Here is a 23,254-nt window from a genome sequence, read left to right as displayed (position 1 = left end):
CGAAGGGAAGCCCCACATGGAGACCGAGGGCCTGCGGACGGACCGACTGGGTTTGCTGCTCGACCAGTTCGACAAGGCCAGGGAGATGGCCCAGGTGCGGCTGGCGGGCCTCGGTGACGAGGAGTTCCTGTGGGAGCCGGCGGCCGGAGCCTGGTCGGTCCGGCGCCGGGAGGATGCGCGGACGCCCAGGGCGTTCGGACCGGGCGAGTGGGTACTCGACCTGGGCGCCGCCGACATCCCGGCGAACGAGTACGCGGAGGTCGCCCGGCAGGCGGCCGGCGGTATGACCGTGGCCAAGATCGCCGAGGACTGGAGCGTGAGCACGGAACGGGTCGAGGAGATCCTCGCCCACACCGGCCCGCTCCCGTCCGACGAGGCACCGGTCACGACCATCGCGTGGCGGCTGGCGCACCTGCACTTCCACTTCGCCGGCGGCTGGGAGTGGACCTTCGGCGAACGGCGTCACGAGCCGAAGGAACTGGTCGACTTCACGCCCTCCGCAGCCCTGGCGGTCGAGCGGTTCTGGACGCTGATCGACCGCTGGCGCGACAGCGTCGCCACCGTCACCGAGGCACAACTGGACACGGTCGGCTTCTCGCAGTACCCGTACGGCTCCGACCCCGATGACCCGTTCGTGTCCGTACTCGCCGGGTCCAATCTCGAATTCATCCATCACATGGCCGAGATCGCGCTGCTCCGCGACTTGTGGCGGTCCGGTTCGACAAGGCGTTATTGAATCTCGTCGGAGGCTCATCTACCCTTCTCGATATGGCGAATCAAATAGCGGCAGGACCGGAAATCCTCGCGTATGTGCGGGAGTTCTCGCTCAGGGAAGACGAGGTTCTGCGTGAATTGCGCCAGACGACCGCTGAGCTGCCCGGCGGGGAAGCGATGCAGGTCATGGCCGAGGAGGGGCAGTTCCTCGCGTTTCTGATCGCGACCACCGGCGTCGCGGACGTACTGGAGATCGGCACATTTACCGGCTACAGCACGCTGTGGATGGCGCGCGCTCTTCCGCCGCACGGGAAACTCGTCACCTGTGACATAACCGATCGGTGGCCGGAGATCGGCGCCGAATACTGGCGGCGCGCGGGTGTTTCCGAGCGGATCGACGTTCGCGTCGGTGCTGCTGTCGAAACGCTGGAGAAGATGCTCGCCGACGGTTATGCGGATCGATTCGGGCTCGTTTTCATCGACGCCGACAAGGCGAATTATCCGCAGTACTACGAGCTGGCATTGCGGCTTGTGCGTCCGGGCGGACTGGTCGTCGTGGACAACACGCTTTTCTTCGGCCGGGTCATCGATCCTCTCGCCAACGACGCGGACACCACGGGTGTTCGCGAGGTGAATGCCAGGATCCGGGACGACCAGCGGGTCGATGTCTGCATGCTCCCGATGGCCGACGGCATCACCCTGGTCCGCCGGCGGTGAGATCCGGAGCGACGAGCCGGGCCGTCGTGGGGGCCGCCCGGCGCTCGGCGACGAGATGCAGCACCTGGACATCGTCGCCGGAACTCCCCGCGACCGCGTCCCGGCAGTCGCACGGCTGCTCGTCGAAGCCGGCGAACCGGTAGGCGATCTCCATCATCCGGTTGCGCTCGGTGGGGCGGAAGTCCGCCAGCAGATGGACACCGGCCCGGCCGGCCTGGTCGACCAGCCAGTTCAGGATGATCGTCCCGGCGCCGAACGCCACCACGCGGCAGGAGGTGGCGAGCAGCTTCAGATGCCATGCCGCCGGACGCTTCTCCAGCAGCAGCACGCCCACGGCGCCGTGCGATCCGAAGCGGTCGGTGAGCGTCGTGACCAGGACCTCATGGCCGGGGTCGGCGATCAGCGCGCGCAGCGCCTCATCGGGGTAGTGCACCCCCGTCGCGTTCATCTGGCTGGTGCGCAGGGTCAGTTCCTCCACCCGCGACAGCTCCTCGTCCGTGGCCCGCCCGATGCGCATCACCAACTCCAGCGAGCGGAGGAAGTCCTCGTCCGATCCGGTGAACCGCGTCTGCTCGTCCGTGCGGCGGAAGCCGGCCTGGTACATCTCACGGCGCCGCCGTGCATCGACCGTCACCGACTTCGGGTTGAACTCCGGCAGGTCGAGCAGCGTCGTCGCGTCCTGCGCCGGGTAGCAGCGCACGTCCGGCAGATGGAAGGCGACCTCGGCTCGCTCGGCGGGCTGGTCGTCGATGAAGGCGACGGTGCCGGGAGCGAAGTCCAGCCGCTCGGTGATCCGGCGTACGGCGTCCGACTTCCGCCCCCAGCCGATCTCGGCCACGACGAAGTAGTCGGCGACGCCCAGCGCCTCCAACTCGGCCCAGGCGAGGTCGTGGTCGTTGCGGCTGGAGACCGACTGGAGAATGCCCCGCGCGTCGAGGCCGACGATCACCTCACGGACCGCCTCGGACAGGACGACCTTCCCGTCCTCCAGCAACGTGCCCTGCCAGAGCGTGTTGTCGAGATCCCAGACCAGGCACTTCACGGTCACGGGCGGGACCACCGCGGTGGTGTCGCTCATGTTCGGCTCCTTGAAAGGGGGTTGGCGGCATCACCGGCGGCCGAGCGCGTGCTCGGCCAGGATCAGCTGGCACATCTCGTTGCTGCCCTCGATGATTTCCATCAGCTTGGCGTCGCGGTACGCCCGCGCCACCACATGACCGTCCTGCGCCCCGGCCGACGCCAGTACCTGGACGGCGGCGGCCGAACCCCTGGCCGCGTGCCCGGCGCTGACGTACTTCGCCAGCACGCCCGAGGTGACCAGGTCGGCGTCGTTCTCGTCCCAGCAGCGGCTCGCGTGCTCGCAGGCCCGGGTGGACACCTGCTCGGCGGTCCACAGGTCGGCCAGATGCCGGGCGACGAGCTGGTGCTGCCCCAGCGGCTTGCCGAACTGCTCCCGGGATCCCGCGTGTCCGACGGCCGCCGCCACACAGGCCCGCAGGATCCCGACACAGCCCCACGCGACGGAGAGCCGGCCGTACGCCAGGGCTGTCGTCACAAGCAGGGACAGCGGCTGCCGGCCGCCGCCCAGCAGGCTGCTGAGCGGCAACCGCACGTTGTCCAGCCGGACTTCCGCATGCCCGGCCGCCCGGCAGCCCAGCGGATCTGCCACCGGCCGCACCTCGACCCCGGGCGCTGTCCTGTCCACCACGACCACGGCGCCGCCGTCGTCCATCCGGGCCACGACCAGGATGAGATCGGCGTACTCGGCGGCGGTCACCCACTTCTTGCGGCCGCTCAGCAGCAGCGTGTCGCCTTCGACGGTGACGGTGGTCCCGATCGCCGACAGGTCGCTGCCCGCCTCGGACTCGCTGAAGGCCACGGCCGCCGTTTCGCCCGAGACGAGCCGCGGCAGCAGATCGGCGGCCTGCGCCGGGTCACCGAGCCGTTCGACGGTCCACGCCGCCATGCCCTGCGACGTCATGACGCTCCGCAGGGAGCTGCACAGAGTGCCGACGTGGGCGGTGAACTCGCCGTTGTCCGCGCTGCTCCAGCCCGGCCCGCCGTACGCCGCCGGGATTTGGCCGGTGAGCTGCCCCGCGGCGCCGAGCTTGCGCACCAGGTCCTCCGGCAGCCGGCCCGCCAGGTCCCAGCCGGCCGCCCGGTCACCGACCAGTTCGGTGACGGCCGAGGCCGCGGCGGCTACGTCGTCACGCACCGGGACCGCCGGCGGCTGGCTGCCGTAGCCGTTCGACGAGCGCGGCCATCCGCTGCACCGTACGGAAGTTGTCCACCCGCAGATCGCCGCCGCGGATGGCGATGCCGTACGACTTCTCCAGATGGACCACCAGCTCCATGGCGAAGAGCGAGGACAGGCCGCCCATGCCGAAGACATCGGCGTCGGTGGCCCAGCTCCTGCCCGTGCGCTTCGCCAGGAAATCCAGCATTTCCTTCTCGACGGCTTCGGAGCCGCCGATGGGCTCCGGCACCGGCCGGTCGGATGGCGTGGTCATGCTTGTTCTCCTTCGTACTCGTACGCGTAGAAGCCACGCCCGCTCTTGCGGCCGAGGTGGCCGGCCCGCACCAGCTCCAGCAGCAGGTCGCAGGGGCGGCACCCGTCGTCACCTGTCCTGCTGTGCAGCACCCACAGCGAGTCGACCAGGTTGTCGAGACCGATGAGGTCGGCGGTGCGCAGCGGGCCCGTCGGATGCCCGAGGCAGCCCTGCATGAGCTGGTCCACCGACTCGGCGCTCGCGGTGCCCGCCGCCACCACTCGCGCCGCGTCGTTGATCATGGGGTGCAGCAGCCGGCTGGTGACGAAGCCCGGTGCGTCGTCGACCACGATCGGCTGCCGGCCCAGCGAGGCGAGCAGGGCCCGCAGCGCGTCCAGGGTCGCCTCGCCGGTCTCGGCGCCCCGGATGACCTCGACCGTCCGGATCAGGTAGGGCGGATTCATGAAGTGAGTGCCGATCAGATCGACCGGCCGTGCCGTCGCCAGGGCCAGCTCGGCGATCGGAATCGCCGAGGTGTTCGAGATGATCGGGGTGCCCGGTGCGACCAGCTCCGACACGTCGGCGAGGACCTTCGCCTTGGCGTCGGCGTCCTCGGTGACCGCCTCGATCACCGCGACGGGTGCGCTGTCGCCGGCCGCCAGCAGGTCGGCGAGTGACAGACCGGTGACGAGCGCGCCAGGGACGGCCTCGTCCGGCAACGCGCCCATCAGCCGCGCCGTCCGCACCTGGTGGTCGATCTTCGCCGGGGCCTCGTCAAGACGGCGCCGGTCCAGGTCGACCAGCGACACCGCGATCCCGTGCCCGATCGCCAGCGCCGCGATCCCCGAGCCCATCACCCCCGCTCCGAGCACCACCAGTCGTGGCCCGGCACCGGGCGTACCGTTCTCCGCTGCCATGTCGCTCTCTTTCCGTCCCGGAAGCTCGCCGGCTCCCGGGGCACGTCGGACGCCGGTGGTCACTCCTCCGAACTGACCCCGGTCCGCCGGGGCCTCGGTGGCACGAGATCGTCAACGGGATCCGTGTAGAACTGCTGCGCCCACTGCCGGTAGCGGCCGATGGGACCGTCGCCCTTGGCGAGCTTCGGGTGCTCGACATGCTCCTGGTAGTGCCACATCAGCAGGTCGGCGCCGGTGTCCATGCTCCCCACCCGCTGGAGGACACTGCTGAGGAGCCGGGCGGTCGGCATGGTCACCCTGCGGCCCACCGCGCCGGGCACCCGGGGGATGTCGCTCAGCTCCAGCTTCGTACCGAACCGGAGCTGGATACGGCCAGGGCCTGTGGGGGTCGCGTGGAGCATCACGTACATGGTCCCCAGGCCCGCGGGCAGCACCGTGCGTGCCGCGATGCTGGCCAGTCCGATCACGGTGAGCGTGTAGGACTGGTTGAACCCGCGCACCATGGTGCCGCGGGCGGTCGCCGTGACCGTGCTGGTCTGTTCGCCGGCCACCGGATTGCCCCCGATGTCCAGGCCCGTCAGACCGTGCAACGCCGGCAGATGACCCCAGTCGAAGGCGTTCTCCATGACGTCCTGCGGGTGACCCGCGATGTCGAACGTGTTGTGGCTGAACGGCTGCCGGTCGTCCATCGGGAAGGCCGGCACCTCCCACTGCGGGGGCAGGCCGAGGGCGTGCCGCCACACGTAGACCGAGCCGTTGGCCTCGCACACCGGGTACTGCGTCAGCGACGCCTTCGGCGGCGGCTGGTCGTAGGCCGTACGCACACAGACGCCGGCCGGGTCGAAGGCGAACCGGTGGAAGGGACAGACGATGTCCTCGCCCTCGACCGATCCGCCGACCCCCAGATGCGCGCCGAGGTGCGGGCACTGCGGCCGGACCGCCCGCAGCACACCCTTGGACGTGCGGTAGAGGACGACCTCCGCCCCCGCGAGCGGGCGCGTCGTGACGGTTCCGGGTCGCACTTCGGAGCTGAAGGCCAGACAGAACCACCCGTTCGGGTAGGGCAGGGAGGAAGCGCGCAGACTGTCGGCCGGGGCCGCGGTGGGCAGGCTCACCTCCCTGTTCGTGAGGAGATGCTTCACCAAAGGCTTCAGGTGAGGCTTCACGGCATCACTCCTAATGCTTCACCGGGCAGGTGCCGGCGCCCGGCTGCGTGGACGGCTGGACAGGTGTGGTCAGCGGTGCGGCCGAGTGCGCCTCGGCGGGGTTGGCACCGCCGGTCCGCCGCTCGCTGAGCCGCATGCGTACCCCGCGCGAACTGAGGCTCGTCTCCACCTTGGGCTTGAACGGCTGTTCGCCCACCGGGCTCAGCTCCCAGCGGGAGACGACGGCGGTGAGGGCCAGGATCGCCTCGGTGAGGGCGAACTGGTCCCCGATGCACTTGCGCGCCCCGGCGCCGAACGGGATGTAGGTCGCCCGGTCGGGCTGCCCTTCGAGCCAGCGGTCCGGGTCGAACGTGTCGGGATCGGGGTACAGGTCGGGCCTGCGGTGCAGCAGGTACGGGCTGAGCACGATGGTGCTGCCGCCCTTGAGCCGCACCCCGCCCAGTTCGGTGTCCGACCTGACCGCGCGGGTCATCATCCAGGCGGGCGGATACAGCCGCAGGGTCTCGGTCACCACCCGGCCGGCCAGGCCGAGCGCGGGCAGATGCGCGGGGTCGAGCTTCCCGCCGGCCAGGACCGCGTCGCTCTCGGCCTGGAGACGCCGCTGGATGTCCGGGTGCGTGGCCACCAGGTGCAGGGCCCAGGCCAGGGTGATGGCCGTGGTCTCCATCCCGCCCAGGAAGAACGTGAGGGCCTCGTCGGCGAGTTCGGCGTCGCTCAGCTGCTTCTGGCCGTCCTGGCTCTCCTCGTCGACGGCGGCGACGAGCGTGGAGAGCAGGTCGGCGTGGTCGGTCGGGTCGGCGCGCCGCTCGGCGATGATCTCCGCGATCGTGGCGGCCAGCCGGTTGGTGGCGTTCTCGTACTGACGCTTGCGCGGCGTCGGCACCCGGCGCAGCAGGGCCGGGGTCATCATCCGGCGGAAGAACGCGGTCACGATGGTCGCGGTGTCGGCCAGGGCCCGGCGCATGGTCTCTTCCGGCAGTGAGCCGCTGAACATCGTCTCCATGGTGGCGCGGGTCGTCAGCGTCATCATTTCCTGCGTGATGTCGAGGACGTCGCCGTCGTGCCAGGCGTCCGCCTTCAGCGTCGCGGCGCGGGCGAACACCGACCCGTACCCGGGGAGCCGGGTGGGGTGGAACGACGGCTGGCACAGCCGTCGTTGCCGCCGGTGCAGGGGGTACGCGCAGGTGGACAGGCCGTCGCCGATGACCTCGCGGATCCGGTCGTAGATCGGGCCGCCCTTGTCGAAGACCCGGTCGTTGAGGAACACCTGCCGGGTCAGGTCCGGGTCGCAGATCATCATGGCGGTGCTCGGGCCCAGCCGGACGCGGACCATCTTGCGGTACCCGGACAGGGACATGATGAACGCCAGCGGATCGCGGAGCAGCGGCAGCGCGTGGCCCAGCAGCGGCAGCGCCCCCGGGGCCACCGGAACCGACGCTGCGGTCGCCGTGGTGGTGTCTGTCATGAACGACTTCCTTCTGTGGGTGAGTGGCCGGCGGATGCGGCGGCGGGTACGGGTACGGGTACGGCGGCGACGGGGTCGCGGGTGATTTCGAGCAGCGCCGTGGTCCAGCGGAACCCGACGCCGAAACTCACGACGAGGACGTGTTCGCCGGCCCGCAGGGTGCCGGAGCGGAACATCCGGTCGAGGGCGAGCAGGTTGTCGCTCGGCCCCGCGTGGCCGAGGTGCCTGCCGAAGATCCAACTGGTGTCGTCGGAGCGGCGGCCGAGCGGTGAACCGGTCAGCAGCAGGTCGAGCACGGCCGAGCCGATGGCGATGGCCGCCACGTGCGAGACGTCCTGCGGTTTCACCCCGGTCTCGTCGAGGACGGACCGGATGCAGCGGTGGGTGGCCCGTTGCATGACCTCGATGTGGGGCATGAACCCGGTGTCCTCGACGATGAACTGCCGCTCACCACCGCCGGCGGCGTATCCCCGCCTGGTCCGGGTCAGCACCTCCAGCTGCGGCTCCGTCGCGTGCGCTGTCGCCAGCAGGCGGGCGAAGCCCGACCCCCGGGTGACTACGGCGGCGGCGCCGGCGTCGCCGGCCACGTACCCCATCTCCCGTACATGGCCCCACCGTTGGTCGGAGAAGCGGGCACCCGCCGTGACGAGGGCGGCTTTCGCGGCAGGCCGGGCGGTGAGGTGTTCGGCCGCGGCGACGAGTCCGGCGACCCCGCCGTCACTCGCGGCGCCCAGCTCGATCCCGGCGGTGTCCTTTCCGCCGAGCACCCGCAGGATGTAGGGCGCGGGCGTGAAGTGGTCCTCGTCCTGGAAGTTGGCGTGCACGAGCAGACTCAGGTCGGCACTGGCGACGTTCGCGTGGCGCAGCGCCTTGAGACCGGCCCTGACCGCCATCTGTGTCGGCGTGTGGTCCTTCGACACGGCGGCCGATGTGAAGCCGTTGAGCCCCGCCACGGAGGGCTGTTCGGTGACCGGTCCGCCCCACGGCCCGTGCTCGGGCTTGATGGGCGGGATCCACGCACCGGTCCCTGCGATCGTGATGTCCTGCCACAACACTGCTGTCTCCTCGGCTGTCAGCTGGTCACGAGAGGTGCGACTGCGGAACGCGGGCGCGGGGCCTGACCAGCTCCCCGCTGTGGTCCAGGGGGTGGGCGGCGACGCCGGCGATCCGGGCCAGCACCCGGCCGTCACCGCCCGCCGCGGTCAGGTCCCCGGTGTCGAAGGCGCAGTGCAGCCGGATGTCCGGGTGCTCCGCGCTGAGCCCGCAGTCGTTGCCGGGCCCGCCGAGATCGACCTCGTCGAGGCCGGCCATCGGGCCGACCAGGGGCGGGTGGTCACCGCGCGGCGGCAGCAGCAACAGATGCACCATCGCGTCCAGCAGGATCGCGGGTACGGTCATCCCGGCCAGCGCCGGAGCCCAAGTGACATGGTCCAGAGCCCACTTGGCACTGTTCCCGGTCCGCCCGCGGGTGTAGTCGCCGGTGCCGGCGAACGGGCCGGTCAGCGAGATGGGCGGGTCGGGGGAGTAGACCGGCGGCGCGAAATCGGGTTCGGGCTCGTACGACGAGGAGTCGGGCGGCGCTGCGAGCGCGGGATAGCGCTCCGCCAGCACGACTTTCGTCTCGCACAGCAGGTCGTTGAAGCGCAGCACCTTGCCGTTCTTGCCGATCCGGTGCGCCGTCATCCGGACCGCCACCTCGGCGCGGTCGCGCTCGCGGCTGGTGACCCGCGCTTCGACCGCGACCGTGCGCAGCGGTCCCGCGAGTCTGACCGTGATCGACGTCCGGCAGACGAGATCGCGGAACCCGGTGACCACCAGGCCGGGGCAGAGGGTCGCGGCAGCCGCCGCCGCTGCTTCGAGGGTGAACGTACCGGCCAGCGTGTACTCGCCGTTGACCCGGTGATGACGCATCCACCGCCCGTCCCGCTCGGCGAGGGTGTCCGGATCCCAGGTCTTGGTGAACACGGCCCAGTCCTTGCCGCGGTGCAGGACACCGTCGAGCAGCGGACTGGTCAGCGACGGATCCACCGGGGCGGGCGCGGGCGCGTCCGGGGCGGGGACCTGCGGTTCGCCGGCGGACCCGTACGTGCTGATGCCGCGCCTGGCCAGCAGGACGCGTTCCTCCTCCCTGATGAAGAACGCCACCCCGCCGGCCGGCGGCCGGGCCACGGTGGAGAGGAACTGCGCGCATCCCTGCGCGGTGCTGATGTAGGCGTCCATCTGGTTGCGTTCCAGGGTCTCCCGCATGGTGACGCTGCTGGCGACACCCACCTCCCGCCAGCCGCTCCAGAGAACCGCGAACTCCTGATGCCCCGCAGGGCCGTGCCGCTGCGCCCGGGCGCTCGCATAGGCGAGGTACTCGTTGACGGCGCAGTAGTCGATGTCACCGGGTGCGGGGGCGAGCGTCGCCAGCGTGCTGAAGTTGCACCAGATCCGCGGCGGTCGACCTGCCAGGGCCCGTTTGAGGTTCCGGTAACCGATCGCCTTGGTGGCCCTGACCGCCCGGAAATCGGTGAGGGTCTTGGCGTGCAGCGCGCGCGAACGCAGGTCCAGGACGGTGTTGATGAGCAGGTCGATCCGACCGTGCCGGTCCAGCACCTCGTTGAGGACGGCGGAGGTGCGCTCCGCGTCGAGGATGTCGCACACCCGGTGGTGGACCCGGTCCTCGCCGCACAGCTCCGTCAACCGCCGTACCGTACGGCGTACTTCCAGGCGGCCCTGGGCCTTCTCGTAGGCGGCCCGCAACTCACCCACCGAGGCGCTGGGACGGCTGCGGCGTTCGGACGCGATGAACTCGGCCTGCGGCGGCAGCGGTTCGTCGGTCTCCGGCAGCGGGGTGCGGCCGACGACGTACACATACGGCCGGTCGCTGCTGTGGGCGATCGCGTGCAGCAGCTCGGGGGTGATGCCCCGGGCGCCGCCGAAGGCGACGACGACCGCGCCGGGCGGCAGTGCCGCGGACCCCGGCGGGGGCGGCGGCGCGTGGTCGTCGGTGACGGCCAGGGTGAGCCAGTCGTCCCCGCGGCAGGCCAGCGTGTGGGTCGGCACCTGCGCGGTGCCTGCCCGCGCCAGCTGGTCCAGGGCCGGCGCCACGTCGGGGGCGTCGCTCAGCAGGGTCACTCCGCCGCACTGCGGGACCTCGGCCCTGACGGAGCGGACCAGGCCGGTGAACAGCCCGCTCAGCGGGGGCGGCAGGTCGTCGGGTACCGCGCCGAGCAGCAGGACGCCGAGCGACCCGCCGGAGCGCAGCGCGGGCAGAGCGGCTTGGAGCGTGGTGAACGCGAGGTCCTGAAGGTCCTCCATCCGGCCGGCTTCGGCGTCGTCGTACGCGTCGATCCCGTCCGGCAGCCGGGACAGGACCCGGATGTGGCGCGGGATGAACGGCAGACCGGCCAGGGCGCCCGGCGCCTCCTCGGGCGGTACATGGGTGACGCTTCCGGTGCCGGCGCACGGTGACCAGACGGCGATGTCCGGGCCCGCGGCGGCCTCGGCGAGATCCGGGGCGTCGGTGATGACGACGGTGCCCGGCGGGATCGGCGGTGTGGCCGACGCGTTGCGGGGCGGGGCCGTCGGGACGAGCCGGAAGGTCTGGCGGCGGCCGGTGAACTCCTCGGTGTGTTCCGGCTGCCCGGCCGGGTCGGGGGCGGTCGCCGGGGCGGTACCTTCCGAAGCCGTACGGGACGGCTCGGCGTGTGCGGCTCCGTCCGCCTCGGCGGGGTCGCCCTGACGCGGGCCGGCCGGCCGGGTGTACCGGATCGGTGGTGATCCGGGCACGGTGGGCGTCACGACGGTGTCCGTCTTGGTGGACACGGCCTTGAGGACCGCCAGCAGGGCGTCCAGCGACAGGTAGGTGCGTCCGGAGTCGGCCAGCGCCGACAGGGCGTGCGCGGGCGTGGCCGGGTGCCGGGCGTCCGTACCGTCCACGGCGGTGGAGAGCGAACCCAGGACGGGCAGGTTGTGCTCCAGCGCGGTGGAGAGCCGGGTGACCGCCATGACGGCGGCACCCTCCGCGATGGACCTGCCCTCCGGCACCAGATCGTCGAGGTGACGGTCCCAGCCGCTGATGGGCCGCTGGCACACCGCACCGACGATCGCGAGGTCGCACGCCCGGTGCCGCAGCTGGCGCAGCGCCAGGTCGAGGGCGGTGTGCGTGGAGTCCCGCTGGGCGTAGACGCTGGTGCCGAGGCCCTGGAAATCGTAGTAGTTGGCCGCCCGGCCCGACAGGATGCAGGAGACGGCCCCGGTGAAGTCGTCCTCGTTCAGGTCGCCGGGGATCACCCCCTTGGCCTCCGCCATCCCCTTCGCGAGATAGTCCTTCAGCGTCTGTACCTGAGCCGGGTCGGGCAGGATGTCGAACGTGGTGGCGCACTCACCGGCATGCACGCGCAGGGCGGCCCGGGTGTTGTGCGTGGTCGGCAGCGTCGCCCCCACCACGATGGCCGTGGTCGACCGCAGGCTGAGCCCCGGTTCGCCGAGCTGCTCCAGCAGCGGGCCGACGGCCTGGAGCATCATCAGGTGCGCGGGGTCCATGTGACGCATCGTCAGCGGCGGGATACGTACCTGTCGCGGGGACGGCAGCGGGTACGGCATCCCGAAGTCGGCCTCCGGCAGCGGGCCTTCGCCCCGAAGCCAGGCGGGCACCCGCGCGGTGTCCAGGCCCGGCAGATGGGTGTTCCAGCCGACGACGACCAGTTCCTCGGAGTCCGTCGGAGCGTCGACGCCCGGCCGTCGCGGGGGAGTTGTCCGCGGCACGCGGTCCGAGAGGACCACATGCGCGTCCGCGCCGCCGAGGCCGAACGACGACACGCCGACCACCCGTGGCCGGGCTTCGTCCGTCGGCCAGGGCGCGTCCTTGACCGGTACGGTCAGCCGCGCGCCGTCCTCCAGCAGCGGATGCGGATCGGTGACCACGGGCTGGCCGGGGACCGCGCCGCGTTCGAGCGCGACCAGCGCGTGCGCGACCGAGACCAGCCCCGCCAGCACACCGGTGTGCCCGAAGACCTGCTTGTTCGACGTCAGCAGGCAGGCCCGCTCGCGCGGCCCTAACTGGGAGAGCAGCGAGCGCAGTTCGATCTCGTCGCCCACCGGTGTGCCGGTGCCGTGCGCCACCACCCAGTCCACGTCGTCGGCCTCGACGCCCGCGTCGGCCCAGGCCCGGGAGATCGCCATCTCCTGCCCGCGCGTGGCCGGGGCGTGAATGCCCTTGCCGCGCCCGTCGGCGGCGAGACCGGTGCCCCGGATGACCCCGAGCACCCGGTCGCCGTCCGCCACGGCCCGTGCGTACGACTTCAGCGTGAGCACGATGGAGCCCTCACCGATGAGGGTTCCGTCGGCCGCCTGGTCGAAGGGGCGGACCTTGCCGCTCATCGAGATGCCCTGCGCCCGGCAGAAGAGGGTGAACCCGATCGGCTCGATCACCGACGTGCCGCCGGCCAGCGCCACGTCGCAGGAGCCCTCGCGCAGCGCCTTGACCGCCGCGTCGATGGCGAACAGCCCGCTCGCACAGGCCGCGTCGAGGGTCAGATGCTGCGAATCGTCGGGGACGAGCCCGCGCAGCGCGTTGCGGGAGACGGACGCGGGCAGATAGGCCTGCGGGTCGCCGCCGTCGCCACCGTAGTGCGCGGTGATCGCGTGGTCGGCCAACTCGGCCAGCCAGTCGCCTTCCTGGTCGGCGGGGAGGGCCTCGCGCATCATGCGCCGGTACTCGTCGCCCAGGATGACTCCCTGCGAGCCGAGTCCCGTCTGGTCGTGGATGCCGGTGGTCGCGGCGAGCCAGCGGTCGTCGGGGCGCCGGTGTACCCCTTTCAGGGCCTGGACGGCGCAGTGCCGCAGCCAGCGCGTGGTACGCGGCCACCCGGGGTGTCCCGCGTTGCCGTCCGGCTCGGCGATCGAGGCGGGGTCGGGGACGAAGTCGTGGAGATACCCGGCCTCACGGACGTAGAAGGCGTCCGTGTCCTGCCGGGTGGGCGCCCAGAAGTGCTTCAGGTCGAAGGCGGACGGCTCGCTGGAGAGCAGGACGCCCTCGCGCAGCCGGTCCCAGAACTCCGACGTGTTGTTCGCGCCGGGCAGGGCGACACCGAGCCCGACGACGGCGACGGCTCCGGGGTCCGTCTCCGCTGCTGGTGCCGCGACGGGTGCGGGCACAGGTGCCGGAGCCGGTACGGGCGCCGATACGGGTACGGGCGCCGGTGCCGGTGCGTGCGCCGGGGGGACGGCCGCCGGTCGTTCGGGCGCGGGCCGGCTCGCCCCGGTCGACATCGTTGCCGTAACTGCCTCAGTCGCGGTCGCGGTTGGCGCCGTAGCCGCCGGGACCGGCTGGCGCTTGTCGGGCTTGCTCACCTGGTCCGCCAGCCTGCTGTGCAACCGCATCCCCTGCATCCCGCCGATGCTGATGCCACCGTCGGCGACGATGGTCTGCCCGGTGATGAAGGCGGTGTCCTCGTGCAGGAGGTGGACGATCAACCTGGCGGCCTCCGGCGTCGAGAGGGCGCGGCTCATCAGCTCGGTCTCGGCAGAGCCGCCCGGCGTCGCCGCCGGCGCGCCGAGGTTGACCAGGATCTCGCTGGCGACGGAGCCGAGCAGCACGGTGTTCACCCGCACGCCCTGGCCGACCAGTTCGAGCGCCAGGTAGCGGACCAGCGACTCCAGCGCCGCCTTCGTGACACCGCCGGGGCCGTAACCCGGTACCGGCTGGTGCGCCCCGACGCTCGACAGGCAGAGGATGGTCGCGCCTTCTCTGCCCGCCATCAGCTCGGCGGCCCGGCGCGAACAGTGGTAGGCCCCCATCACATTGGTGGACCATGCCCGCTGCCAGTACGTGTCGTCGATGTCGAACAGCGGTAGGAAGGCCCCGCCCGCCGCGTTGTTGATCAGAATGTCCAGGCCGCCGTGTCGCTCCTCGACCAGGTCGAACATCCGGTCGATCTCGCTGGTCTTGGCCACGGAGGCGCGGATGAACTCGCAGCTGTGACCGGCCGCCTCCAGCTCCGCCTGCAGCAGTCGCGCCTGCTCGACCGAGTGGAAGTAGTTGACGATCACATGGGCGCCGCGCTCGGCCAGGCAGCGCACGATGTCCGCGCCGAGGCTCTTCGCGGCACCGGTCACGAGCGCGACCCGGCCCCGTAGATTCTCCGTGGAGGTCATCGTGCGGCAGCCTCCGCCCGGCCCTGTACGACGGCGTCCGCGATCCGGCGCAGTGTGCCCATGGTCAGCAGGGCGGAGTTCGCCCGCAGTCCTGGCAGGTCGAACCGGTCGGACACCCGGCCGAGCAGGGCCACTTGCTTGAGCGACTCGACACCCAGCTCGGACTCCAGGCCGTCGTCCTCACCGAGCAGGTCCGGCGGGTAGCCGAGGAAGTCGCCGTAGAGCGTCCGCAGTTCCGTCAGCACCGTCTCGTAGTCAAGACCGGCGGAGGGCGGCGAAGCCACCGGAGCGACGGCGGGCGGCGCGACCTCGACCGGAGCGGCCGGAGCCACGGACGCTGCGAGGGCCGGGGCGGAGACGGGGGCCGGGGCGGAGACGGGGGGCGCGACGGAGACAGGTGCGACGTCGGACACCGGCGCCACGTACGACACCGGAGCCGTGGGTGCGGTGGCCGGGATCAGCACCTCGGCGACCGGGAGTGTCGCGACCGCTCCGGCCGGCACGGGCTCACGTACCGGTACGACGGGACCGCGTCCGTTGCTCGACGGTGCCGCCGGGCGCGAGCGGAACGGGCCCATCTCGGCGGACTCGGCGACCAGCGCCCGAACGGCCTCGACCGGGTCGCTCTCGCTCAGCGGCACGACACATCGCACGCCCGGGACCGACCCCTCGACGAACTTCGTCACGACGGGCCACTCACCGCACTCGACGAAGACGTCGGCGCCGGCCGCGTGCAGTTCACGGATCGTCTGGAGCATCCTGACCCGGGCGGTGAGTGCGCCCGCGACCAGGTCGACCGGGTCGTCGTCGCCGATGTCCCGCCCCAGCCAGGGCGAACACACGCGCCAGCGCCCCGCGCCGTACGGCACCCGTGGCGCGGTCTCCCGTAGGTCCCGCGCGGCCTGCGCCATCGCCGGAGTGTGGGTCGGGTGCGGGACGTCGAGTCGCAGACTCGGCCAGTCCAGCGCCTCCGCCACCCGCTCCACGTGCTCGATCAACGGCTCGGGGCCGCTGATGACGCTCTGCCGTGGGGCGTTCTCGCAGGCCAGGACCAGATGGGGATGGTCGATCAGCCCGGCGAGCGACTCGGCCCTGCGGCCGTCCACTCCCACCGCCAGCATCTTTCCGTCCCAGCTCTGCCGGGTCAGCACCTGGGACCGGGCCACGGCCAGCCGCGCCGCGTCCTCGACGGACAGGTGCCCGGCGGCGGCGAGGGCCCACAGCTCCCCGATGCTCTGTCCGACGATCGCCACGGGCTTGGCGCCCTCCGCGATCAGCATGTGGTGCGTCGCGATACTGACCGCGAATATCTCAAGATATTGCACCTCGGGGCCGCGCCTGTCGCTCGTCCCGTTCTGCTCGATCAGTCGTTCACTGATGTTCGGCAGCCCCATTTCCTGGGCCGCCTTGTCGATGCGGGACAGCGCTTCACGTACGGTCTCGTAACGGTTGTGCAAATCGCGCAGAATTCCTCCGCGCGGGGCAGCCACCGTACCGGGCATGACAAAGACAGAATCCACCACGTGCATCAGCCTCATCTCGTCCCGACTGCCGGCGTTATCGCATCGGCTCGACCGGGGGCCTGGGAACGCCGCGACGGTGCGACGAAATCAACGACATACGTTCACTTGCTGCGCTTTACGGAACGGCGAGTCAGGGGAAATTCGACCCTGATCGCACATCGTTGGTTGCCATTCCCGTACCTGCGTGACCCTGATTAGGGTTTTCCTTCGCGGAATGGGTCGCTCATCAAGGTAGCTGGGCATCTTTCGGAGGGTCAACGATCTCAGGGTCCCAGTTTCAGCCGTACTCGGGCCGCGCCGAAGACTGGTGAAGTACATGGTTCCGGATAGCCTATGCGGTCTTGCTGCTCGGTGAGAGTCCGTGTTAGCCGTGCCAGGACACTTGTGACATTAATGGACGTCATGTCGGTTTTGGTGGCTGATGCATGCAGTGCCTGAATAAGACGCGTCCCAGCGTTTCGGCCACCTCTCGATGAACCCGACTTGGCTGAGACTGCCGGTTTGGGAGAGTCCCCGGCGTGGGATCAGACCGGGTCCCTGTCGGTCGGCGAAGGCATCGCGTGCGGACGCAGGACCATGAGCGAGCCTTCCGAGGCCGCCACCATGGCGAAGGGGAACCGGTCCACCTCAAGGCAGAGTGCGACGTCATCGGGGTGGACCCCTTGGCGTACCCCCTGCATCAGTTCGGCGGCGGCGCGCGACGCGGCGGCGCGGCGAAGGAAGGCGCCGGGGTCCGTACCGGCCCCGGTGGCCCTGTCGGCGATGTACTCGGCGCAGGCCAGGTCTTCGTCGGCCCGCCCGTCCTCGCCGGTGATCACGAACGTGACCCGGTCACTCGCACGCGTCCGCAGGAGCCGGGCGGTCGCCTCCGCCACCACGAAGCCGGCGCAGAGCACCAGCTCGGCGTCCTTGACCGCGAGGGCGCCCACCGTGCCTGCCGTGGTCTTCTGTACGACGGTCCGTCCGCCGAGGTCGAAGGACCGCAGCAGACCAGGGGAGTTGACGGCGTCGAACCCCGGCGCGGCCGGACCGTCCTTGACCGCCACCCAATCAGGGTGACGGGCCTTGAGAGCCAGAGCGTCGTCCAGCGACCCGGCGAGCACGATCTTCTCCGCTCCCTGGGCGAAGGCCCAGGCGGCCACGGTGAACGCACGCATGACGTCGACCACGACCGCCACGGAGGGGACTTCGGCCAGTTCGGCGATGCCGAGGAAACGAGCGTCCATGCGGATCATGATCGCGCATGCCCCGGCGGCGTCAATCGCCGAGCCGGCTTCCGTGCTCCTCTTCGGTGACGACGGCGCCGGCGGAGAGGAGCGTCGCACCGGCGAGGCTGCCCCAGAGGGCTGCCGGGCCGTACGGTGCGAGCGCGGTGATGACCGCCGGGGAGACGGCGAGGCCGAAGCCCGTGGAGAGCTGGAAGCGGGTGAGGGCGCGGCCCAGGACATGGGCCGGGGCGAGCGCGGTGACGAGCGCGGTGGCGCTGCCGGCATAGATGATCTCGCCGATCGTGCAGACCACGGACACCGCAGCGACGGCCGGGGCGCCCCAGCCGTGTCCCAGGGACGTGGCCACCAGGAAACCGAGGTAGGACACGGTGAGCACCACCCCGGCGAAAGCGAGCACCGTCCGCCGGGAGAAGCGGGACAGCAGAACGGTGACCGGAACCTGGAGGGTGACCACCAGCACCGTGTTGGCCACGAAGATGGCCGCCGACCACACCGGGGAGGCGTGCAACTCGGTCACCAGGACCAGCGGGAGGGCGATTTCGGGAACGTTGAGGCAGAAGGCGTAGATCACGTTGGCGGCGAGCAGCGCGCGCATACGGGGTGCGGGCCCGTCGTCCCGGTCCTCGGCCGGGCCCGCGGCCGGCCGGGCGTGCAGGTGGACCGACCACACCAGGGCCGCCGCGGTGAGATAGGCGAGTCCGGTGACGGCCGCCAGCGCCTGCAACGCGGTGGCGCCGCCCGTCAGACATACGGTGGCGAGGAGCGCGCCCGCGCCCATGCCGGCGTTGCGCAGGGCGCGGCCCGCCGCGAGAGCGGTGTCGCGTTCCCGGCCGTGGGCGACCGTCGCCACAAGAGCCGCGTGGGCGGCGGGCCACGCCTGGTTGCCGATGCCGAGGAAGAGCGCCGCCGTCGAGAACGCCCAGACGTGCCCCGCCGGGGCGGCCAGCAGCAGCGCCACGCCCACCACCCGCACCAGCATCGACGCCGCCACGACCGTGCTGCGCGCGCCCCGGTCCAGCCATCGGCCGACCGCCGGCATGCACACCAGCCCCGCGACGATGCCGAGCGTCATGGCGATGCCGGTGGCCGGAGCCGACAGCCTCAGCACCGTCACCCCGTAGAGCAGCAGAAAGGGCCGCAGCAGGCCGGTGCCGAGCGCGTCCACGGCCAGGGCGACGGCGTAGCGGGGACCTCCGGAGGCCCGGACGAGGGCGGCGGGCCGGACTTTGGTGGTGGTTGCCATGGCGCCAACGGTGCGTTCGTCCGCCGGGCCTGCGGAGTCGGTTGACGGACACCGTCAACCGACTCCGCCGCAGGCCGTCCGGCCAGTGATGATGTGGGTATGACATTGCGGATCGACATCAACGGCCTGCCGCCGGAGCGGCTGCGGTTCGCCGCCTCCCCGCTGGCCGAACTGACCGCGATGCTGCATGTGCTGGCCGAACCCGGGCACCATCCGCGGCTCGCCGGCTGGGCCGGGGACGTCTGGGCCGGCCTGCGGCCGGAGCTGGCCGAGCGGTTGCGGGAGGCGGAGTTCCTCTGGCGTTCCTCACGAGCCGATTTCCTCGTCCCCGCCCGGCCCCGGGCGACCCTCGCCGAGGAGCTGGACGACGTGGACCGGATCGACGACGAGACGTATGTGACGTCCGCGCTCGTCACCACGTGCGGCAGCAACCGGCTCCACTTCGGCGCGCCGTCGCCGCTCGCCGACGCGACTGCGCGCGAGCGCGCCCTGGGCCTGGCCCAGGCCCGTGGCGCGCTCCAAGGTGCCTTCGCTGAACGGCTGCTGGTGGACCCGGCCGTCGTACGGGCGCGGGTGCGCCACACCCTGGAACAGTGCGCCGAGGCCTTCTTCGACGCCGCCTGGACAGGCGTCGCCGTGCGACTCGCCACCGACCTGCGCCTGAAGAACGACCTGCTGAAGCGCCAGGGCATCGGCGCCGCGCTGGCATCGGTCTCCGAGGCGGTCACCCTGGCACCGGACGGCGGCCACATCGTCGTGGACAAGCTCCAGGACAAGTCGACGTCCGCCCAGGGCACCGGGGCCACCTTCATCCCCAGTGTCTTCGGCCACCCGCACCTGGTGGCGGTCTACGCGCCCGGGTGGCAGCCGGTGATGCAGTACCCCGTGGCCGGCCCTGAGCAGTCCGAGCCGGTGTCGCTGGAAACCGTCACGCTGCGGCTGGAGGCACTCGCACATCCGGTACGGCTGCGGCTGCTCCGCACCCTGGCCCGCGGCCCGCACACCACCGGCGAGCTGGCCCAGGCCTGGGAACTCTCATCCCCGGAGGTCTCCCGCCACCTCGCGGTCCTGCGCCGCGCGGGCCTGCTCACAGCCCGGCGGCACGGCCGTTACGTCCACTACACCCTCGAACTGCCCGACCTGACGGCGCTGGGATCCGACCTGCTGGCGGCCGTACTGCGCTGAGCGCCGTGAGCATGGCCGCTACGCGTACGCCCGGCCTTCTCGCGGGCCCCGGTCAGTCCGTCGCGAACTCCCCTACTCAGCTGCTGTAGACCCCGATCTCGTTGAGCGAGTACCGGTTGTCCGTGCCGCGTTGCGTGCAGGTGATCCGTACGTACCGGGCGCTGCCCGGGGTGAACGCCCGGTTCTCCACTCCGCCCCTGCCCGCCGTTGTGGTGTGTACGGTCCGCCAGGTCGCGTTGTCCGTCGAGACCTCGATGCGGTAGGCGAGTGCGTACTGGTCCGACCAGTTGAGGGTGACGCGGCCGACCTGGCGGGGTGCGCCGAGGTCGACGGTGATCCAGGCGGTGGGGGTGGTCTTGCTCGCCCAGCGGGTGGCCGGGTCCTGGTCGATCGCCTTCTTCGGCGGGTACGAGACGATGATCGCGTCCTGGTAGTCCGAAGCGCTCACGCTCGCGCCGGCGGCGAGGTTGGTGAGGTTGTCGCCGCGGCGGGCCGGGAATTCGACCACCTGCTGGTACGTCGGCCGGTTCTGCCAGGCGATGCGGGGCACGGTGATGCCGCCCATCGCCCGGTGGACGATCGAGTCGGCGCAGACCTGCTCGCCCGCCCCGCATTCGTCGTCCGCCGGGTAGACCTCGGTCGCGGGCGTGGCCGCCGCCGTGGCCAGGGTGGAGAGCAGCACGTCGCGGCAGTCGGACACCGAACCGGCCCCGCAGTACGTCTTGTTGAGAGGACTGCTCACGGGCTTGCCGAGCACGGACCTGAGGTCCTTGTCGACGTAGCTCCACCAACCGTGCTGGAACGACGAGCCCTTGTGTGCCTCGCCCGCCGCGATCCCGGTGGCGGCGCCGCCGGTGCCGTTCTGGCCGCCCGAAGGCGACTCGTTGATCGGGGCGACGGACGTCAGCGCCTGGTAGAGGTCGTTGCCCAGGTCGGACTTGAACTCGCCCTCCACCAGCAGCGGCCACCAGGCGTCCAGGACGCGGATCGCGTCGGCGTCGGCGTAGACGCGCGATCCCTTCGCGGTCTCCCTGCGGTGCGAGCCGGCCGCGGTCCAGGCCCGCAGCTTCGCCACCGTCGCTGCCAGGGCGGGGTCGGTGATCTGCGCGCTGTCGATGACGTCCAGCACGGAGGGCAGCACGCTCTCGGCCCGCAGGTCGACCGTCGCGCCCTCTTCCATGGCCTTCACGAGCTGGACGCGGGTGACGTTGCCCGCGGCGACGAGGGCCGAGACCCGCTTGTCGAGGATGTCGGCGCGGTGGACCGAACCGTTGCCCCAGTCCGAAGCGAAGCCCTTGGCCTGCTTGTTGTTCCAGCTGACGTAGTAGTCCTGGTCGACGGACTGCGGATGCTCGGCCGGCGGCGTGACGGCGGAGGTGTTGCGGACCGGGTCCCAGTTCTGCCACTCGTGGCCGGCCCCGGCCAGGATCGGCTGGTCAGGATCCGTCCCGGCGGCCCGGACCGGATTGATGCCGGAGTTGTAGTACGCCGTGTGATCGGCGTCGACGTAGAACCAGTTGAAGGTGTAGCCGACGTCCTGGGCGGCCTTCTGGAAGGTCTGGGCCGAGGTGATCGCGTTCGGGTCGTTGAACTGCTGGAAGCCGATCACCGAGTCGATGTCGTGCTGGTACGTGGAGCGCAGCGCGGTGAAGGCCACCGGGCGCCCGTCCACTTCGCCGGTGTGCGTGACCAGCCCGTACGCACTGCGCTTGCTGACCAGATCGTAGGCACCGGTCGCGGTCGAGTCCGCCACGGTCGCCGACCAGCTGTTGTGCTTGGTCAGTGTGTCGAAGGGGGTGCACACCCCGCGCAGCAGGTAGTGGTCGGAGGCCCGGGTGGGCGCCGCGCCCGACGGTTCGCAGAGGTCGACGGCGAAGGTGTCGGTGATGTCCTGGTTGGCGGAGGTGGCGCTCCAGGAGTAGTCGAGCCCGCGGCCGATCTCCACGTAGAAGCTCAACCCGGGGAAGGCGGCCCCCCGGACGCGCAGCCCGGGCCCGTCCAGTTCCTGGATCATCAGCAACTGCGGTGCGTAGTAACCCGTTTGTGGCCCGTAGACCGCGACCGGATGGCCGGAGGCGGTGTGCTCGCCGGACACCACAAGGGCGTTGGACATGCCCTTCTTCGCGGTGATCAGGTCACCGGGCAGCACGCCTGCCGCCGTTGACGCCTTCGCGGCCTTCGCCGCGCCTGTTCCCGTGCCGTTCTGCGCGTGGCTGAAGGCCTGGACCGTGTCCGGATCCGGTACGGCGACACCCTTAGGGGAGGCGGGGGAGTTCCCGTACGGGAAGGTGCCGCTGTGGACGGTGGTCACCGCCTCGGAGTCGTCCTGCGCGCGCCACGCGGCGTACGCGGTGTTGCCGGCCGCCGTGCCGTAGCGCTGCTGGAATTCGAGCTTGGCGAGCGCGTTGCCGACCTCGCCGCCCCCGCCGCCACCGAAGATCGCGCCGACGACCGACGCCATCGCCACCACATCCGTGGCCGTGAAGTCCTTGATCGAGGAGCCGTGGCCGGTCAGCACGTACTCACCGGGGTAGCTGTTGGCTCCGACGGTGTCGTCGATCCACGCGTTGATGCCGGCCACGTAGTTCTGGATGTCCTGGTACGCCTGCGCGCCCTTGGTGCCGGAGTCACGGACGCGTTCGAGCTGGGCCGTGAGGTCGCTCTCGGTGTACGGAGCCACCGACCACAGGCTCTGCTCCAGGGCGCGGTTGCCCGCCGCGCCGCCCGCGAAGGACGACAACTCGCCCCGGCCGACGTGCCGCAGGACGTCCATCAGCCACAGCTTGTCCTCGCCGGCCGCGTACCCGGCGCCGAACTCGGTCCCCGCGCGGGTCGTTCCCTTGATGTGGGGGGTGCCCGTCGCCTTGTCCCGGGTGATCGTCACGTCCGACCGGGGCGACTTCGTGCTCTCCACCTGATCGGACGCCACCCCGAACGACGCGTCGTTGAAGTAGGCGGCGAGCTGATCCTCCGTCAGCCCCGAGTAGTCGTGCAGGAGGTTGTCGTACGGCTCTATCTGGTCCGCGGAGTGCTTCGGCCGGGTGCCGACGCTCTGGTGCAGCAGGATCCCGGCGAGCGTGGCGTGGCCGTTCTCACCGGCCGGGAGAATGTCCTGGCACTGGCCGAGGCAGGGGTCACCGGCGGCGGGTATCGGGTCAACTCCCGCCGCTGCCTGGGCGGGTGAGGCGACGACGAGCGTCGCGAGCATCGCGGAGGCCGCGACGACGGAGAGGACGGCTGAGCGGAAGGACGCTCGACGGCGTCGTGAAGCGGGAGCAGGAGCAGCGGTCACCGGAGCCTCTTCCGTCATTCGGTCGTGGGGGACACGGTCGGGCGCGCGGGAACACTATTCCCGCTTTCGCCGCAACCAGGAAGCTCCTGCGGGGCAACTTCCACAGGACCGCAATATTCCGGAGCGGCTGAGAGCCCGAGTCGGGGGCATCCGTCAGACGACCATCTCGTC

The 23,254-nt window shown here is 71.2% G+C and carries 15 protein-coding genes; 3 read left to right on the top strand and 12 right to left on the bottom strand.

Translation table 11 applies throughout. The annotated features are described in order from the left end of the window. The first annotated feature begins 16 nt into the window (after positions 1 to 16). On the top strand, positions 17 to 736 hold the full coding sequence (locus OHS57_RS02640; protein ID WP_328580844.1) for a DinB family protein: 720 nt from the start codon (positions 17 to 19) through the stop codon (positions 734 to 736). A 32-nt stretch (positions 737 to 768) separates the two neighbouring features. Further along, positions 769 to 1,431 carry an O-methyltransferase gene (locus tag OHS57_RS02635; RefSeq protein WP_328580843.1) on the top strand — a complete coding sequence of 221 codons (663 nt, stop codon included), beginning with the start codon at positions 769 to 771 and terminating at the stop codon, positions 1,429 to 1,431. Here OHS57_RS02635 and OHS57_RS02630 read toward each other — a convergent pair. From OHS57_RS02630 to OHS57_RS02580, 11 genes are all read right to left on the bottom strand, one after another. Continuing rightward, positions 1,409 to 2,509, bottom strand: a complete 1,101-nt coding sequence (locus OHS57_RS02630) for an HAD-IIIC family phosphatase (protein WP_328580842.1) — start codon at positions 2,507 to 2,509, stop codon at positions 1,409 to 1,411. The two genes, OHS57_RS02635 and OHS57_RS02630, sit on opposite strands and share 23 nt — an antisense overlap. Positions 2,510 to 2,539: 30 nt before the next feature. Then, positions 2,540 to 3,646, bottom strand: coding sequence for an acyl-CoA dehydrogenase family protein (locus OHS57_RS02625; protein WP_328580841.1), 1,107 nt, complete (start codon positions 3,644 to 3,646; stop codon positions 2,540 to 2,542). Then, on the bottom strand, positions 3,639 to 3,941 hold the full coding sequence (locus OHS57_RS02620) for an acyl carrier protein (RefSeq protein ID WP_041999183.1): 303 nt from the start codon (positions 3,939 to 3,941) through the stop codon (positions 3,639 to 3,641). The genes OHS57_RS02625 and OHS57_RS02620 overlap by 8 nt, the downstream gene beginning before the upstream one ends. After that, positions 3,938 to 4,837: a 3-hydroxyacyl-CoA dehydrogenase family protein gene (locus OHS57_RS02615; protein WP_041999186.1), complete on the bottom strand. Its 900-nt coding sequence runs from the start codon at positions 4,835 to 4,837 to the stop codon at positions 3,938 to 3,940. Before OHS57_RS02615 ends, OHS57_RS02620 begins: the two co-directional genes overlap by 4 nt. Before the next feature lie 59 nt (positions 4,838 to 4,896). Next, positions 4,897 to 5,952 carry a Rieske 2Fe-2S domain-containing protein gene (locus OHS57_RS02610; protein WP_328580840.1) on the bottom strand — a complete coding sequence of 352 codons (1,056 nt, stop codon included), beginning with the start codon at positions 5,950 to 5,952 and terminating at the stop codon, positions 4,897 to 4,899. Between the two features lie 61 nt (positions 5,953 to 6,013). Further along, positions 6,014 to 7,468, bottom strand: coding sequence for a cytochrome P450 (locus tag OHS57_RS02605; RefSeq protein ID WP_328580839.1), 1,455 nt, complete (start codon positions 7,466 to 7,468; stop codon positions 6,014 to 6,016). Beyond that, a complete protein-coding gene (locus OHS57_RS02600) occupies positions 7,465 to 8,523 on the bottom strand; it encodes a 3-oxoacyl-[acyl-carrier-protein] synthase III C-terminal domain-containing protein (RefSeq protein ID WP_328580838.1) in 1,059 nt (352 codons plus the stop codon). Before OHS57_RS02600 ends, OHS57_RS02605 begins: the two co-directional genes overlap by 4 nt. 25 nt (positions 8,524 to 8,548) lie before the next feature. Next, positions 8,549 to 14,611 (bottom strand): SDR family oxidoreductase, encoded by a 6,063-nt coding sequence (locus OHS57_RS02595; protein ID WP_328580837.1) that lies wholly within the window; start codon positions 14,609 to 14,611, stop codon positions 8,549 to 8,551. Beyond that, a complete protein-coding gene (locus OHS57_RS02590) occupies positions 14,608 to 16,113 on the bottom strand; it encodes an acyltransferase domain-containing protein (protein WP_328580836.1) in 1,506 nt (501 codons plus the stop codon). Before OHS57_RS02590 ends, OHS57_RS02595 begins: the two co-directional genes overlap by 4 nt. A 545-nt stretch (positions 16,114 to 16,658) precedes the next feature. Beyond that, a complete protein-coding gene (locus OHS57_RS02585; protein WP_328580835.1) occupies positions 16,659 to 17,360 on the bottom strand; it encodes a 2-phosphosulfolactate phosphatase in 702 nt (233 codons plus the stop codon). A gap of 31 nt (positions 17,361 to 17,391) precedes the next feature. Further along, complete coding sequence (locus OHS57_RS02580; RefSeq protein WP_328580834.1) at positions 17,392 to 18,606, bottom strand: MFS transporter; 1,215 nt, start codon at positions 18,604 to 18,606, stop codon at positions 17,392 to 17,394. Positions 18,607 to 18,705: 99 nt separating this feature from the next. Here OHS57_RS02580 and OHS57_RS02575 point away from each other — a divergent pair, with 99 nt between their 5' ends. Next, positions 18,706 to 19,791 (top strand): DUF5937 family protein, encoded by a 1,086-nt coding sequence (locus OHS57_RS02575; protein ID WP_328580833.1) that lies wholly within the window; start codon positions 18,706 to 18,708, stop codon positions 19,789 to 19,791. A 76-nt stretch (positions 19,792 to 19,867) separates the two neighbouring features. On the opposite strand, the gene OHS57_RS02570 is transcribed toward OHS57_RS02575, so the two are convergent. After that, positions 19,868 to 23,101, bottom strand: coding sequence for a penicillin acylase family protein (locus tag OHS57_RS02570; protein ID WP_443042830.1), 3,234 nt, complete (start codon positions 23,099 to 23,101; stop codon positions 19,868 to 19,870). Between the last annotated feature and the right edge of the window lie 153 nt (positions 23,102 to 23,254).

The organism is Streptomyces sp. NBC_00370 (assembly GCF_036084755.1).
In the GTDB taxonomy this organism is placed as follows: domain Bacteria; phylum Actinomycetota; class Actinomycetes; order Streptomycetales; family Streptomycetaceae; genus Streptomyces.
This window is presented reverse-complemented; position numbering and strand designations above follow the sequence as displayed.

Bases quoted from the DNA above. Each gene is read 5' to 3' on its own strand.
- OHS57_RS02575 (WP_328580833.1), top strand. From the start codon at position 18,706: ATGACATTGCGGATCGACATCAACGGCCTGCCGCCGGAGCGGCTGCGG.
- OHS57_RS02590 (WP_328580836.1), bottom strand. From the start codon at position 16,113: ATGCCCGGTACGGTGGCTGCCCCGCGCGGAGGAATTCTGCGCGATTTG.
- OHS57_RS02595 (WP_328580837.1), bottom strand. From the start codon at position 14,611: ATGACCTCCACGGAGAATCTACGGGGCCGGGTCGCGCTCGTGACCGGT.
- OHS57_RS02630 (WP_328580842.1), bottom strand. From the start codon at position 2,509: ATGAGCGACACCACCGCGGTGGTCCCGCCCGTGACCGTGAAGTGCCTG.
- OHS57_RS02585 (WP_328580835.1), bottom strand. From the start codon at position 17,360: ATGGACGCTCGTTTCCTCGGCATCGCCGAACTGGCCGAAGTCCCCTCC.
- OHS57_RS02635 (WP_328580843.1), top strand. From the start codon at position 769: ATGGCGAATCAAATAGCGGCAGGACCGGAAATCCTCGCGTATGTGCGG.
- OHS57_RS02580 (WP_328580834.1), bottom strand. From the start codon at position 18,606: ATGGCAACCACCACCAAAGTCCGGCCCGCCGCCCTCGTCCGGGCCTCC.
- OHS57_RS02615 (WP_041999186.1), bottom strand. From the start codon at position 4,837: ATGGCAGCGGAGAACGGTACGCCCGGTGCCGGGCCACGACTGGTGGTG.
- OHS57_RS02640 (WP_328580844.1), top strand. From the start codon at position 17: ATGGAGACCGAGGGCCTGCGGACGGACCGACTGGGTTTGCTGCTCGAC.
- OHS57_RS02605 (WP_328580839.1), bottom strand. From the start codon at position 7,468: ATGACAGACACCACCACGGCGACCGCAGCGTCGGTTCCGGTGGCCCCG.
- OHS57_RS02620 (WP_041999183.1), bottom strand. From the start codon at position 3,941: ATGACCACGCCATCCGACCGGCCGGTGCCGGAGCCCATCGGCGGCTCC.
- OHS57_RS02570 (WP_443042830.1), bottom strand. From the start codon at position 23,101: ATGACGGAAGAGGCTCCGGTGACCGCTGCTCCTGCTCCCGCTTCACGA.